The 14,001-nt window shown below is 61.9% G+C and carries 12 protein-coding genes and 1 tRNA gene; 9 read left to right on the forward strand and 4 right to left on the reverse strand.

Going from position 1 to position 14,001, the window contains the following annotated elements; translation table 11 throughout:
- Positions 1–24: 24 nt before the first annotated feature.
- Positions 25–109 (reverse strand) — tRNA-Leu (locus DL86_RS02725).
- Between the two features lie 181 nt (positions 110–290).
- Between DL86_RS02725 and lipB the strand changes: the two genes are divergently transcribed.
- Together lipB and DL86_RS02735 are read left to right on the forward strand one after the other, a co-directional pair.
- Positions 291–1,010, forward strand: coding sequence for a lipoyl(octanoyl) transferase LipB (lipB, locus tag DL86_RS02730; RefSeq protein WP_036257723.1), 720 nt, complete (start codon positions 291–293; stop codon positions 1,008–1,010).
- Between the two features lie 129 nt (positions 1,011–1,139).
- Positions 1,140–1,805: a hypothetical protein gene (locus DL86_RS02735; RefSeq protein WP_036258129.1), complete on the forward strand. Its 666-nt coding sequence runs from the start codon at positions 1,140–1,142 to the stop codon at positions 1,803–1,805.
- Between the two features lie 44 nt (positions 1,806–1,849).
- Here DL86_RS02735 and DL86_RS02740 read toward each other — a convergent pair whose 3' ends face one another.
- From DL86_RS02740 to proS, 3 genes are read right to left on the reverse strand one after another with little or no spacing between them, the layout of a single operon-like run.
- Entirely contained in the window at positions 1,850–2,533 is a 684-nt protein-coding gene (locus tag DL86_RS02740) for an ABC transporter ATP-binding protein (RefSeq protein WP_036257726.1), read from the reverse strand.
- Between the two features lie 2 nt (positions 2,534–2,535).
- Complete coding sequence (locus DL86_RS02745; protein WP_036257728.1) at positions 2,536–3,807, reverse strand: lipoprotein-releasing ABC transporter permease subunit; 1,272 nt, start codon at positions 3,805–3,807, stop codon at positions 2,536–2,538.
- Positions 3,804–5,126 (reverse strand): proline--tRNA ligase, encoded by a 1,323-nt coding sequence (gene proS, locus DL86_RS02750; protein WP_036258131.1) that lies wholly within the window; start codon positions 5,124–5,126, stop codon positions 3,804–3,806. Before proS ends, DL86_RS02745 begins: the two co-directional genes overlap by 4 nt.
- 431 nt (positions 5,127–5,557) lie before the next feature.
- Here proS and DL86_RS02755 point away from each other — a divergent pair, with 431 nt between their 5' ends.
- From DL86_RS02755 to DL86_RS02785, 7 genes are all read left to right on the forward strand, one after another.
- Positions 5,558–6,826 carry an efflux RND transporter periplasmic adaptor subunit gene (locus DL86_RS02755; RefSeq protein ID WP_162180384.1) on the forward strand — a complete coding sequence of 423 codons (1,269 nt, stop codon included), beginning with the start codon at positions 5,558–5,560 and terminating at the stop codon, positions 6,824–6,826.
- The gene (locus tag DL86_RS02760; RefSeq protein ID WP_084572637.1) at positions 6,823–7,590 is read left to right on the forward strand and encodes an ABC transporter ATP-binding protein; all 768 of its coding nucleotides are present in this window, start codon (positions 6,823–6,825) and stop codon (positions 7,588–7,590) included. The genes DL86_RS02755 and DL86_RS02760 overlap by 4 nt, the downstream gene beginning before the upstream one ends.
- Positions 7,587–8,807 (forward strand): ABC transporter permease, encoded by a 1,221-nt coding sequence (locus DL86_RS02765; RefSeq protein WP_036257731.1) that lies wholly within the window; start codon positions 7,587–7,589, stop codon positions 8,805–8,807. Before DL86_RS02760 ends, DL86_RS02765 begins: the two co-directional genes overlap by 4 nt.
- A 131-nt stretch (positions 8,808–8,938) precedes the next feature.
- Entirely contained in the window at positions 8,939–9,364 is a 426-nt protein-coding gene (locus DL86_RS02770; protein WP_156964426.1) for a hypothetical protein, read from the forward strand.
- A 207-nt stretch (positions 9,365–9,571) separates the two neighbouring features.
- Positions 9,572–11,875: a TonB-dependent siderophore receptor gene (locus DL86_RS02775; protein ID WP_156964427.1), complete on the forward strand. Its 2,304-nt coding sequence runs from the start codon at positions 9,572–9,574 to the stop codon at positions 11,873–11,875.
- 2 nt (positions 11,876–11,877) lie between these two features.
- A complete protein-coding gene (locus DL86_RS02780) occupies positions 11,878–13,164 on the forward strand; it encodes a PepSY-associated TM helix domain-containing protein (RefSeq protein WP_051952505.1) in 1,287 nt (428 codons plus the stop codon).
- 12 nt (positions 13,165–13,176) lie between these two features.
- The gene (locus DL86_RS02785; protein WP_036257735.1) at positions 13,177–13,764 is read left to right on the forward strand and encodes an NAD(P)H-dependent oxidoreductase; all 588 of its coding nucleotides are present in this window, start codon (positions 13,177–13,179) and stop codon (positions 13,762–13,764) included.
- The last annotated feature ends 237 nt before the right edge of the window (positions 13,765–14,001 follow it).

The raw sequence follows: 14,001 nt of genomic DNA on the forward strand, positions 1-14,001 counted from the left end.
GAAACAGCGATCGGCCAAAAAAGATGGTGCGGCCAAGAGGACTCGAACCTCCACTGGTTGCCCAACTAGCACCTCAAGCTAGCGCGTCTACCAATTCCGCCATGGCCGCGAACATCCGCCCCGGCGCGCGGCGGGCCGTCGCACGGGCAGGCGCGTCGTCTAACAAATCGCCGCCGCTGTGGCAAGGCGTTCCGCGCGCGCAAAGCGCCTCGGCGGCGCTTATCGTCCGGATTTCCCACATCCGGCTTGAGCGGCGTATAATTTGCCCTCCCCGGGATCCTTCGATGCCAATGCCGCCACGCGATAACCCGACCCACGCCATGGCGCCGAAAGCGGACGCCCCGCCTGTCGAATGGCGGATTTCCGACGCGCCAGTCCCCTATGCCGACGCCGTGGCCTTCATGGAGGCCCGCGCGGAGGCGATCGCCGCCGGCGCCGCGCGCGAAATGGTCTGGCTCCTCGAGCATCCGCCGCTCTACACGGCGGGAACCTCCGCGAAAAAGTCGGACCTCGCCAATCCCTGCTTCCCCGTGCATGAGAGCGGCCGCGGCGGGCAATTGACCTATCATGGACCCGGCCAGCGCGTCGCCTATGTCATGCTGGATCTGAAGCAGCGCAGGCCGGATGTCCGCGCCTTCGTGGCTGGCTTGGAAGGCTGGATCGTCGCGACGCTGGAGGCTTTCAACGTCAAGGGAGAGCAGCGGCAGGACCGGGTCGGCGTCTGGGTTGCGCGGCCCGACAAGCCGCATGGCGCGGATGGCCAGATGGCCGAGGATAAGATCGCGGCGATCGGGGTCAGAATCAGGCGCTGGGTTTCCTTCCATGGCGTTGCAATCAATGTCGCGCCGGACCTCTCGCATTTTTCCGGCATTGTCCCCTGCGGGATCAAGGAGGCGCATTTCGGCGTGACGAGCCTGCGGGATCTCGGCCTCAAGGTCGGCATGGCCGATGTGGACGCCGTCCTCGCCGCGAAATTCGAGGATTTTTTCGGCAAGGCCGCGCCGGTCTGACAGAGCCAATCGGCTTGCAAGCCGCTCCCGATCCCACAGCGCAATGGCTTAGTTCTTGCTTTTTGGATGCGTGTCGCCGGCGCCGCCGGGCGGCGTCGAAGCGCGGCTTTGCGGGAGAACGAAAGTCAGATGAGCACTGGTTACGACATCAAATATGCGCAAGCGTTTTTCGCCTTGTCCGTGGAGGAGCGCCTCGCCAAGCTCATCGACAATGCGTTTCCAAGCTGGGTCTTCAATTGCAATTCCGGCGTCAGCCTGGTCTATGACCAATCCTGCAAAATGATCGAGGCCGTCACCGAAAAGATATTGGAGGTCGACGAAGCTTTTCTCGGCGATTTCGAGGTTTACGCCTCCAGCACCGCGCATGAGGTCGAGACCGGCTATGATCTCTACAATCCCGATACGGGGGCTCTGGTCGCCATCGGCGCGAATGGCAATGCCGACGGCTATTTCTTCATGCTGGAGACTGGCATTCGCGCGCTGAGCTCGGACGACGCCAAATTCGATCCGCGCTGGCTGTTTCCAGAAGACGCCAAGATCCGCGACCATCTGGTCAAAACCTACGGCCGGGTTTTTCCGGCGCAATTGCGTTATTGGGCGCAAGATTCCGACGGCTATCAGGCCCGCTACGACGAGTTCAAAGCAAGCCTCGGGCAATTCCCCAATGTGAAAGTCGCCGAGAAGCAATTAAGCGCGACTCTCCGCAAGAAGAACCGCTTCCGTCCAAAGAAGAAAGACGCGCCCGAGGATGTGGCGACGCCGATCACCGCGATCGCGATCGGCCTCGAACTCTGACGAAGGGCAATCCGGCAAGTCCGGAGCGCCGCCGGATTGAAACTTTAGTCCAGCTCCACCAAGAGACCGTCGCGCAGGGTTACGCGGCGGTCCATGCGCCCGGCAAGCTCCATATTATGGGTCGCGATCAAGGTCGCAAGCCCCGTCGCCCTGACGATGGCGTCGAGGGCTTCGAAAACATGATTGGCGGTCTTCGGATCGAGATTGCCGGTCGGCTCATCGGCGAGCAGCAGGCCCGGACCGTTGGCGACCGCCCGCGCGATGGCGACGCGCTGCTGTTCGCCCCCCGAGAGCTCCGCCGGCCGGTGCTTTGCGCGCGCGGATAATCCGAGATAGTCCAACAATTGCATCGCGCGGTCCTTGGCCTCCCGGCGCGAATAGCCGGCGATCATCTGCGGCAGCATGATGTTTTCAAGCGCTGAAAACTCCGGCAGCAGATGATGGAATTGGTACACGAAACCAATCTCGCCGCGCCGGATCGCGGTGCGCGCATCGTCGGCCATGTGCATCGTGGGAAGGCCGGCGAGATAGACCTCCCCGGCGTCGGGCCTTTCGAGGAGGCCGGCGACATGGAGAAGCGTCGACTTGCCGGCGCCAGACGGCGCGACGAGCGCGACGGATTGGCCAGCCCAGAGGCAAAAATCGGCGCCGCGCAAAATGTCAAGCGGCGCGCCCGCCTGCTTGTAGCTGCGTTGGATCTTTTCAAGATAGAGCGCCGGTGCTGACATGGCTATTCGTAACGCAGAGCTTCAACCGGATCGAGCTTCGCCGCCCGCCAGGAGGGATAGATCGTCGCCAGCACCGAAAGCGCGAGAGTCATCGCCACGACGGTCAGGACATCGCGCGGATCGACCACCGAGGGCAGACGCGACAGAAAATAGAGTTCGGCCGGAAAGATATTGGCGTGCAGGAGCCGGTTCAGAATCTGGCGAACCGCCTCGACATTGCTCGCGACGAGGAGACCGAGGAGAAAACCGGCGAAGGTTCCAGCGACGCCGATCGAAGCGCCGGTGATCAGGAAGATCCGCAAGATTGCGCCGCGCGTCGCGCCCATGGTGCGCAGAACTGCGATGTCATGGCCTTTGTCCTTGACCAGCATGATAAGGCCGGACACGACATTCAACGCCGCGACCAGCACGATCAGCGTCAGGATGATGAACATGACGTTGCGCTCGACATTCAGCGCATCGAAGAATGTCTTGTTGCGCTCGCGCCAGTCGGTCATGATCATTGGCCGCATCACCGCCGCGTCGATCTTGCCGCGAACCACGTCGAGTTCCTCCGGGTTGCGCAGGAAGATTTCGACAACGCTCGCCTCGCTATCCTTGCTGAAAAAGGCCTGCGCCTCCGGCAAGGGCAGATATACGAAAAGATTGTCGAATTCCGCCATCCCGATCTGAAAAATGGCCGAGACCGGATAGACCTTGCTGCGCGGCGTGACGCCAAAGGGCGTCTGCGCGCCATTGGCGATCAGGATCTTGATCTTGTCGCCGACCCGCAGACCGAGATTTTCGGCGAGCCTTTGCCCGATCGCGACTCCGCCCGCGGCGTCGAAGCCCTCAAGCGTGCCTTGCTTCACATTCCCGGCGATGCCCGGCAACCGCTTGATGTCGGCCTCCCTGACGCCGCGCACCAGCGCGAAGGCCATATTGGTCGTCGACGCCGCCGCCGGGGCCTCGATCATCGGGATGGTCAATTGGACCTCCGGAATGGCCCCCACCTCGCGCACGACTTCGTCGTAGTCGGTCAGGGGCGAATCGGCGGCCTGGAGGAAAATATGGCCATTGATGCCGACGATCTTGTCCAGAAGCTCTTTGTGAAAGCCATTCATCACCGACATGACCACGATGAGGGTCGCGACCCCGAGGGTAATCCCTAAAAAGGAGAAGCCGGCGATGACCGAGACGAATCCCTCAGAGCGCCGCGCCCGCAGATAGCGCAGAGCGATCATCCATTCGAAAAGCGCGAAAGGGCGCGTGCCGCCGGATGAGCTTGCCATCATGCGGCCGAAAAATGCGCGATCGCCTCGGCGGGCGAAAGCATTTGCCGCGCGCCCGTCGCCCGCGACTTCAGCTCGACCTTGCCTTCCGCGAGACCCTTGGGACCGACGATGATCTGATATGGCAGGCCGATCAAATCGAGCTTGGCGAATTTCGCTCCCGGCCGCTCATCGGTGTCGTCATAGAGCGCCTCGACCCCAGCCGTCTCCAAGGCGCGGTAAATTTCAAGGCAAGCGGTGTCGGTCGGGCCGTCGCCGACCTTGAGATTGGCGATGCCGATCTTGAAGGGCGCCACCGACTCAGGCCAGATGATTCCGTTCTCATCATGATTGGCCTCGATCAAGGCGCCGACGAGACGCGATACGCCAACGCCATAGGAGCCCCCCTGGAATGGCCGCTCGACCCCGTCCGGCCCAGCGATCAGGGACTGCATCGGCTTGGAATATTTATCGCCGAAATAGAACACCTGGCCCACTTCGATGCCCCGCGTGTGGATGCGCTTGTCCTCGGGCGTCTCGGCCTCGAAACGCGCTTTGTCATGCACGTCCTCGGTGGCGGCATAAAGGCGCGTCCATTCCTCGATGATCGGCGACAGGTCGCCGTCGTAATCGGTGTCCGCGCCTGGAATGGGCAGTTGCAGGAAATCGGAATGGCAAAACACCGCCGACTCGCCGGTTTGCGCCAGGATGATGAATTCATGGCTGAGATCGCCGCCGATCGGCCCGGTTTCCGCCCGCATCGGAATCGCCCGCAAGCCCATCCGAGCGAAAATCCGCAGATAGGAAACGAACATCCGGCGATAGGAGAGCCGCGCCGAGGCCTCGTCGACATCGAAGGAATAGGCGTCCTTCATCAGGAATTCGCGGCCGCGCATGACCCCGAAGCGCGGCCTCTGCTCGTCGCGGAACTTCCATTGAATATGGTAGAGAATTTTGGGCAGATCGCGATAGGAGCGCACCGAGGCGCGAAAAATTTCGGTGATCATATCCTCGTTGGTCGGCCCGTAGAGAAGTTCGCGCTCGTGCCGGTCCTTGATCCGCAGCATTTCTGGACCATAGGCCTCGTAGCGGCCGGATTCGCGCCAGAGATCCGCCAATTGCAAGGTCGGCATCAAGAGTTCGATCGCCCCCGCCCGGTCCATCTCCTCGCGAACGATCTGCCCGACCTTTTGCAAGACGCGCAGGCCCAGCGGCAGCCAGGCGTAAATTCCGGCGGCCTCCTGCCGGATCATGCCGGCGCGCAGCATCAGGCGGTGCGAGACGATTTCGGCCTCTTTTGGCGTCTCGCGCAGAATCGGCAGGAAATAACGGGAAAGGCGCATTGGCTTTTTATGTTCCGCTTCAACAGGATAGAATTTTAGACCCACCGGGCGCGCGGGGATGCCGCCCCAAACAATCGCAAAGGGCGAGAAAACACAAGCTGGCCGGTTCGACAGGAGCGAACGAAGGGCCGTGGCGCGACCGGACGCTGAGGCGGGCGCACCGCTCTGCATCGCGGATTCGACCGGCGCATGGCATAAGGGTAATTCAAGGGGCGCCTCGCATCTTGGCGGGTTTGGCTGTCGCAAAACGTTATATGCGAGACGGTATAAGTCGTCGTTAAAGCATGTCCTTGAAAAAGTTGCGCGCCTTTCTTGATCGGGACATGCTCCGCCGCTTTGGTTTCTTGCGCTGCGCGCTTTTTGGTCAGAGGAGTTCCCCATCGGGACTCTGTCCGACGCGCTCCTGGATGGTCTACGAGGACGAATCTGAAATGACCGTACAGGACCCTTCCCGCATCCCGCCTCGCCTTGGCGCAAGCTGGCGCGGGATGCGGAGGTTCGCGCTGTGGCTCGCGCTGGCTCTGGCCTCGGTCGCGGCGCTCCTTGCCGCGTGGCGCGCGTGGAGCCAGCGGAGCGAGGCGGCGACGCCCGCCTTTGAGACCAGGCTCATCGGCCGCGGCCTTGTCGAGCGCAGCATTTCCGCGACCGGCTCGGTGAAGGCGCTGGTCACGGTCGAGGTCGGATCGCAGCTCTCGGGAATGATTGCGGAGATGAAAGTCGATTTCAACGATCCGGTCAAAGAGGGCGATCTTCTCGCGGTCATCGATCGCGCGCCTTATGAGGCCAAGGTCGCCTCGGCCGCCGCCAATCTGGCCATTGCCCGGGCGGACATCGGCGAGAAGGAGGCCGCAGTGACGAAAGCGGCGACTCAGCTCGCGCAGAACAAACGCGATCTTGTCCGCCACGACGCGCTTGCCCCGAGGGGAATCTCGTCGGCGCTGCAACGCGAGCAGGCGGAGACCCAAACCGGGCTCGGAAAAAGCGATCTCGCCATTGCGCACGCCCAGCTCGAATCGGCGAAGGCCACCATCTCCCTGCGCGAGGCCGATCTTGCCCAGGCGGAGATCGATCTTGGCCATACGCTCATCCGCTCGCCGATCAACGGCGTCGTCATCGACCGCCGGTTTCAACCGGGCCAGACGGTCGCCGCGCAATATCAGACCCCGATCCTGTTCCAGATCGCTCAAGATCTCTCGCAAATCCTGATTTTTGCGCAAGTGGACGAGGCCGATATCGGCCCGGTCCGCCCCGGCGCCCCGGTCACTTTCACCGTCGAGGCCTATCCCGATGAGACATTCGAGGGCGTCGTCGATCAGGTCCGGCTCGCCGCAACGAAAACGGCAGGGGTCATTACCTATACAGTGATCATTCGGGCGCAAAATCCCGATCAGCGTCTCTTCCCCGATATGACCGCCACCGTAAGGATCGTCAGCGCGCGACGCGAGGACGCGCTTTATGCGCATAATGAAGCGCTGCGATTCCGCCCGCCAGCTTCGGCGGTCGGCCAAGAAGTCGACCTGGAAGAGGGTCAGGGGGATCGCGTTTTCACGCCAACGCCAGATGAGGATGGCAAGCTTCAGCGTCGGCCCGTGCGGCTGGGGCTCAAGGGCGACGGCGTAAGCGAAATTGTCGATGGCGAGGTGGCGGAGGGCGAGCCCGTCGCGATCCGCGCCAAGAGCGCGGGGCAGCGCCGGCCATGACCGCGAGCGGGGCCGGCTCGATCGAGCGGCCGATCATAGAATGCGTCGGCCTGACCAAAATTTATGACATCGGCGTTGAGAAGGTGCAGGCGCTGCGCGGCGTGACCTTCAACGTCAGGCGCGGCGAGTTCATCGCCATCATGGGAGCCTCGGGTTCAGGCAAGTCGACCCTGGCGAATCTCCTCGGCGCGCTCGACAAGCCGACCTCTGGAGACCTCACCATCGACGGCGCGGCGATCGCGCGCATGTCGGGCGATGAACTGGCCCGCTTGCGCAACCGCGACATCGGCTTTGTCTTCCAGCAGTTCAATCTGCTGCGGCGCATGACCGCCCTCGAGAATGTCCTGCTGCCGCTGAATTATTCGCAGTCGAAGGTTTCGGACGGGGCCACGCGCGCAAAGGCCAAGCTGGAGGAAGTGGGCCTTGGCGCGCGGCTGGGCCATACGCCCGCCCAGCTTTCGGGCGGCCAGCAGCAGCGCGTCGCAATCGCGCGCGCCCTCATCAACAATCCAAACATCATTCTCGCCGACGAGCCGACCGGCGCGCTCGACACCCATACCTCGCATGAGATCATGCGCCTGTTCAGCACGCTTCATGCAAAAGGGCTGACCGTGATCGTCATCACCCATGAGCCCGATATCGCGGGTTACGCAGAACGTCTGCTGCAGTTTCGCGACGGAAAGCTCATCAGCGATTGCCGGCAGGACATTCAGCAAGACAATCGGCAAGACAATCTGGCGCTTGCGGCGGGCGGCGAGCCATGACGCTTGGCGCCTGTCTTCGCGAAGCGATCACAGCCCTGCGCCTCAATGCGTTGCGCAGCGGCCTTACCGCCATTGGCGTCATCATCGGGGTCGCCGGCATCATCGTCCTGAGCGCCGCGGGCGGCGGCGCCAACAGGAAGATCGAGCAGCAGATCAATGCATTGGGTTCCGACACCCTCATTATCGCCCCTGTCAAGATGGAGAATACGGGTCAACGGGGCCCTGTCGTGCTCCTGACCGACGACGACGCGAAGGCCATAGCCGAGCGTGTGCCGGAAATTGTGCATATTACGAGGGAAGTCGACGGAAATGTCACGATCGTCGCAGGAAACGCCAGCTGGACTCCTGAATATTGGGGCGTTGACGCCTCTTATGCCGACGTTTTCAATGTAAAGACGTCCGAAGGCCGATTTCTCGACGAGCGCGACGTCCGCTCGGCGGCCAAGGTCATCGTGCTCGGCGCGACGGTGGCGGAAAAGCTGTTCGGCGGCGCGCAGCCGGTGGATCAGATCGTGCGCATGGGCGGCGTGCCCATGCGAGTCATCGGCGTGCGCTCAACGCTTGGATTCGTTGGCGGACAAAATCAGGACAACCATGTCTTCGTGCCGATCACGACGGCGCGTTCGCGCTTGCCGCAAAAGGAAAAAATTGCGCCGCGCCAGCTCAATCTGATCGATATGAAAGTCCTCGCCGGCGCGGACCGGGCGGCCGTCAAGGAGGCCATTTTGGCCTTGCTGCGCGAACGCAAGCATATTCGCGACGGCGAGCAGGACAGATTCGATGTGTTCGACCCGACCCAATTTGTCGAACTCATGAACGCGACGCATGGCACCTTGAGCTTGCTGCTCGGCGCGACGGCGGCGATTTCGCTCCTCGTCGGCGGCGTCGGGATCATGAATATCATGCTGGTGTCGGTGACCGAGCGCACTAGCGAGATTGGCCTGCGCATGGCGGTCGGCGCGCGCAAGCGCGACATACTCGCGCAATTCCTCACCGAGGCGGTCGCGCTTTGCCTTGCCGCAGGAATCGCCGGCTTGGCGCTCGGCGCAGCGGGCGCCTATGCCACGGCCGCTGCGGCCGGCTGGCCCTTTATCGTCGGGCCGCAGAGCGTGGCGCTCGCCCTTGCGGCTTCGGTTGGGGTCGGCGTGGCCTTCGGCTATGTCCCCGCGCGACGCGCGGCGTCGCTCAATCCGATCGATGCGCTGCGGCACGAATAGCGGCGCGGACAGCGCTGAACGCTGTGTATTTTTGCAACATCTATCTGAAATACGGCGGCGCGCGCCAGACGGGAGCTTTGAAGGAGGCTATCGCGCGGATATATAATGCCAACATTATTGGATTGTTCATCATGCGGCGACAGGCATCGAAATCGGCACTCTTGCTTCGTTCGATATTTCCGATCGCGCTTGCCTATTTTCTCGCCTTCAATAGCCTCCTGGGCAGTTTCGCTCAGGGCGCTGGCGCCTCGCTTGGTCGCGACCACGGCGCTGCCTTCACCAATCTTATCTGCGCCGCGGCGGCCATAGCGGACGGCGGCGCGGGGAGCGAGGCGCCCGGCGATGCGCCGGCGCACTCATCGCATTGCTGCATCCTCTGCGCGCTGGGTCAGCAGACCGCCGCATCTGACCATCCCGCGATCGTCCCAATCATCGCGCCGCCGCCTGAAAGATCAAGCCAGGACCTAAGTCTTCTCGCGCGGCCGGCGCCGCCCCCGCCGATGAACCGGGGCTTGCCAAGCAACCGGTCCCCGCGCGCGCCTCCCGCGACGCTCTGAGCGTTTCTCGTAACGAGAAACAGCATGGTCTCCAGTTGAAGGCCTCTTGTCGCCAGTTGCGGCCGGCCAGCATCCCGCCCCTATGGCGGACGAGCTGAATCGCCTCCGCTGCGAGCGCCGATGCGAGGCCCTCGAACTTTCCCTTTTTCATCTCGCGGGCCAATCGCGCGCCCTTTGCCGCGTCGGTCCAATTCGAAAGATGACGCTATGTCGCCGTTCAAATCCGAATCACTTGCAGCCGCAGCCCTGATGGCCGCCCTTTCCTCCACCGCCTTGGCGCAGCAAGCCGACAGCCAAGGCGGTGTCGCCTTGCCCACCGTCGACGTGACCGCCCCAGGCAATAGCGGGGCGGGGGGCGCCGGGAGCGGCGGCGAGGGCGCGGGAAATGCCGGCGCCGCCGCCGGCTATAGCGCGCCGCCCGTCGCCAGCGCCGCCAAGATCGATGTGCCGATTTTCGACCTTCCGATCTCGCTTCAGACCGTGCCGGAACAGGTCATCGTCGATCAAAACGCCATCACCATCCAGGAGGCGGTCCAAAACGTCAGCGGCGTGCGCTCGAACAGCAATAATCTCGAGGGCTATGCCTATAATATTCGCGGCTTCACCACCACCAATGTGTTCCGCAATGGCCTCTTGGTCGGCAACGCAATTGCGCAAGGATACGGCACGGCCAACCTGCAGGCGATCGAGGTGCTGAAAGGTCCAGCCTCCTTCCTCTTCGGCCGCGCCGACCCCGGCGGGGTGATCAACCGCGTGACCAAAAAACCCCAGGACGTCCCTTACTACAGCTTCACGCAGGAATTTGGTTCGTTCAACCTATGGCGCACGGTGTGGGATCTCACCGGTCCGGCGCAGATCCCGGGCCTTGCCGACAACGCGGTGAGCTATCGGTTTGCAGGCAGCTATCTGAATAATGGCGAATTCGTCGATTTCATAACGAACCAGAACGTCTTCCTGGCGCCTTCCTTCACCTGGAAAATCGACCCCGCGACAACCCTGACCGTCGAAGCCGAATATGTTCACCAGAACGCGCAAAGCAATGTCGGCCAGCCCGCCGTCGGCCTCTTTCCCCCCTATTATCCGGCGAACATTCCTGTCTACCGCTCCTTCGAGGAGCCAAATCAGCCGCCGGACACGGTTCGCAGTTCGCTGATCGCCTATGATCTCAAACATGAGATCAACAACGACTGGAAGATCACCAATCGCTTCCTCGCCGCCCGCGCCACGCTCACAAAAGCGGATATGACCGCCGATCCATTCAGCAGCCCCGACCCGATCACCGATAGTTTCGTTCGCAATCTCACCTATCAGAAATTGACCGGCACGAACTATTCTACAAACCTCGACCTGACCGGCAAATTTTATGTCCTTGGCGCCAGGAACGACGTCCTAATTGGCGCCGACTATTTCTACAGCTATTATAATTATGTTATTGGAGCTGACGGACTCTACCCGATCAACATCTATAATCCGATTTATGGAACCGTGCCAACCGCGGCCTTTTACAACATCGGCAACAAGGTGTGGGACGGGACAGCCGACAGCTTTCGATCCTTTTCCGCCAACGCGCAAAAGGATCTCGGCATTTACGCGCAGGACGCCATTACGATCTCGGACAACATCCATGTCCTGTTGGGAGGACGTTATGATTTCGCGGACGTGCGCTCTGGAAACTCCAATAATTTTACCGGCCTGGCCACGTTTGGCGAAGCCTATTCAAATTTCGGCATAAACCCTATCGTCCACAATCAGGCCTTCAGCCCGCGCGCCGGCGTAGTGTTTCAACCTGTTCCCTGGCTTGGCTTTTATGGCAGCTACACGAAGTCCTTCGGCGCCAACAATGGCGTCAGCGGCGCGGGCGTCCCCCTGGCTCCGGAAATCGCGACCGGATGGGAAGGCGGCGTCAAGGCCGAATTGCTGGATCGGCGGCTGACCGCGACCTTGGCCTTTTTCAACATCACCAAAAGCAATTTCTTCACGCCAAATCAAAACACCTTGAGCCCATTCGATGGCCGCGGCATTGGCGTGGTCCGTAGCCAGGGGATCGAATTGGATGTGCTTGGCAAGCTCACCAATGAGCTCAGCGTCATCGCCAGCTATGCCCATATCAACGCCAAAGTGATCAGCGACTTGCCCGGCGTAGATAGCCTGCTTGGAAATTCCCTCAACAGCTACGCGCCGGATTCCGGCAGCCTGTTCCTCGCCTATGAATTTCCAACCGACAGTCTCTTGCACGGATGGCGCGCGGGCGGAGGCGTCTACGCCGCAAGCAACCGCTGGGGGGATGACGAAAACACCTTCATCCTGCCCGCTTACGCCCGCCTCGACGGCTTCGCCAGATATCAGTTCACAGCGGGCGGCGCGCGCTGGTCGGCGCAAATCAATGTGAAGAACATCGCGAATGCGCGATACTATGACAGCAACGATGTCTTCTTCAACAATTTCGGAAGGTTCGGGGTCTTTCCCGGCGCGCCGCGCAGCGTGAGCGCTTCGCTGCGCGTCGAGTTCTAGCCATGGCGCGCCGCCTCTTTGTCTGGCTGCATCGCTGGGCCGGGCTCGCCATGACCTTGTTTCTCGTTATCGTCGGCTTGACCGGCAGCCTGCTTGCGTTCAACAGCGAGTTGGAGCGGCTGATCAGCCCGCAGCTTTACGCCGCGCCAGGACCAGGCTCGGCGCCGCTCGACGCCGCGGCGCTCGCCGAGCGCGCCGAAGCTATGTTCCCCAAGGCGCGGGTGCGAAGCGTCTCCTTCGCCGAACCAGACCAGGCGGGCCTGTCGATGATTGGGCGGACCGATCCGGCGACGGGAGAACCCTACGAGCTTGGCTTCAACCAGTTGTTCCTCGATCCGGCGACAGGGGAAGAGCTCGGCCGACGCAACTGGGCCGATATTTCGGAGGGCTGGGTCAATCTCATGCCCTTTATCTATAAATTGCATTTCCAATTGGCGCTGGGCGTGACCGGCCTTTGGATATTGGGCATCGTCGCACTGGTCTGGACGCTGGATTGTTTCGTCGGATTCTATCTCACGCTGCCGCGCATTTCTTGCGCGCGCGGCGGGTTCTTGGAGGGCGATCAAACCGGCGCGCAAGAATTCTGGCGCCGCTGGAAGCCGGCTTGGCGGGTCAAATGGCGAGGGGGCGCTTTTCGCGTCAACTTCGATCTGCACCGGGCCGGCGGCTTGTGGCTATGGGCGGCGCTGCTGGTCTTCGCCTGGTCCAGCGTCTACATGAATCTCTGGGATACCGTCTATACCTGGACGACCCGCGCCGCATTCGACTATCGCGCGCCCTGGACCGAGCTCAGCGATCTGCCGAAGCCCTTGGAGGCGCCGCGCCTTGGATGGCGCGAGGCCCAGGCCACAGGCGAACGATTAATGGCGGAGCAGGCGGCCAAACACGGATTTACCGTGGAGCGGCCAATCGCCCTCGCCTTCGACTCAGGCAAAGGCCTCTACACCTATACGGTGCGGAGCAGCAGCGACATTCAGGACCAGCGCGGCCGCACCGACCTCTATTTCGACGCCGATGCCGGCGCGATGCGCCTGCTTCTGCTGCCGACCGGCCAATATGCCGGCAACACAATCACCTCTTGGCTATACGCCCTTCACATGGCCAATGTGTTCGGCCTGCCCTGGCGGATCTTCGTCTGCGGGCTTGGACTGGCGATCGTCATGCTGTCGGTCACCGGGGTCTATATCTGGTGGAAGAAGCGCCGAGCGAGACTCCGAAAACTTGACCCACATGGCGCGAAGGCGCATTCGGCGAAGGCCCATTGCGCAAAGGTCTATGCTGGGAAATGAGGGACTCGACAAATGCGCGTGCTGCTGGTCGTCGCCCATCCTCTCGAAAACGGCTTCGCCAAAACCGCGGCGGCGCGAATCCGAGCGACCCTCGAGCGGCGCGGCATGGACGTCGATCTGATCGATCTTTACGCTGATCATTTCGACCCGCGCCTCACCGCCGCCGAGCGCGCAGGCTATTTTACCTCTCCCTATGACTGCGGCGCGGTCGCCGACTATGTCGCCCGACTCAGACGGGCCGACAAGCTCATATTCATCTTTCCGCAATGGTGGTTCGATATGCCGGCGATCCTGAAAGGTTTCTTCGATCGCGTGTTCGTCCCCGGCGTCGCCTTCGACTTCGCGCCGGGCGGCGCCCTGATCGCCCGGTTGACGCACATCAACGCGCTGTGGGCGGTAAGTTCGACCGGCGCGCCCTGGTGGATCGTTCGGCTTTACATGAACGACCCGGTCCGCCGTCTGCTCACGCGAGGCGTGAAGGCATGCGTCAATCGCAAGGCCAGCTTCAGGATGCTGACCTTGCACGGCATGGATTGCATGACCGAGGCGCGCGCCGGAGCCTTCCTCGACCGCCTGGAAAAAGCCTTCCAACGGTTCTGACTTAGAGCATTTTTGAGCGAAGCGGATGCCGGCTCGCGTTAAGAAAATGCGACAAAACAAAGACCTAGAGCTGCTTTTCCGCCGAAACTGAAAGCGCTCTAGGCTCAATGCGCTATCGGACGCGGGTGCGGCGGTCCATAGCCGCCAAGCCTTCTCGCATGGGCGCGACGAGAAGAGAGCGCATGCTCGCGCAGACCAAGCCCGCTCTCGCCAATCGAAAGCAAACGCTTTATTCTT

The organism is Methylocapsa aurea (assembly GCF_000746085.1).
In the GTDB taxonomy this organism is placed as follows: domain Bacteria; phylum Pseudomonadota; class Alphaproteobacteria; order Rhizobiales; family Beijerinckiaceae; genus Methylocapsa; species Methylocapsa aurea.

What these genes read in the sequence shown, in the direction of transcription:
- DL86_RS02775 (WP_156964427.1), top strand. Translation starts at nt 9,572, where the DNA reads ATGTCGCCGTTCAAATCCGAATCACTTGCAGCCGCAGCCCTGATGGCC.
- proS (WP_036258131.1), bottom strand. Translation starts at nt 5,126, where the DNA reads ATGCGCCTTTCCCGTTATTTCCTGCCGATTCTGCGCGAGACGCCAAAA.
- DL86_RS02770 (WP_156964426.1), top strand. Translation starts at nt 8,939, where the DNA reads ATGCGGCGACAGGCATCGAAATCGGCACTCTTGCTTCGTTCGATATTT.
- DL86_RS02735 (WP_036258129.1), top strand. Translation starts at nt 1,140, where the DNA reads ATGAGCACTGGTTACGACATCAAATATGCGCAAGCGTTTTTCGCCTTG.
- DL86_RS02765 (WP_036257731.1), top strand. Translation starts at nt 7,587, where the DNA reads ATGACGCTTGGCGCCTGTCTTCGCGAAGCGATCACAGCCCTGCGCCTC.
- lipB (WP_036257723.1), top strand. Translation starts at nt 291, where the DNA reads ATGCCGCCACGCGATAACCCGACCCACGCCATGGCGCCGAAAGCGGAC.
- DL86_RS02745 (WP_036257728.1), bottom strand. Translation starts at nt 3,807, where the DNA reads ATGATGGCAAGCTCATCCGGCGGCACGCGCCCTTTCGCGCTTTTCGAA.
- DL86_RS02740 (WP_036257726.1), bottom strand. Translation starts at nt 2,533, where the DNA reads ATGTCAGCACCGGCGCTCTATCTTGAAAAGATCCAACGCAGCTACAAG.
- DL86_RS02755 (WP_162180384.1), top strand. Translation starts at nt 5,558, where the DNA reads ATGACCGTACAGGACCCTTCCCGCATCCCGCCTCGCCTTGGCGCAAGC.
- DL86_RS02785 (WP_036257735.1), top strand. Translation starts at nt 13,177, where the DNA reads ATGCGCGTGCTGCTGGTCGTCGCCCATCCTCTCGAAAACGGCTTCGCC.
- DL86_RS02760 (WP_084572637.1), top strand. Translation starts at nt 6,823, where the DNA reads ATGACCGCGAGCGGGGCCGGCTCGATCGAGCGGCCGATCATAGAATGC.
- DL86_RS02780 (WP_051952505.1), top strand. Translation starts at nt 11,878, where the DNA reads ATGGCGCGCCGCCTCTTTGTCTGGCTGCATCGCTGGGCCGGGCTCGCC.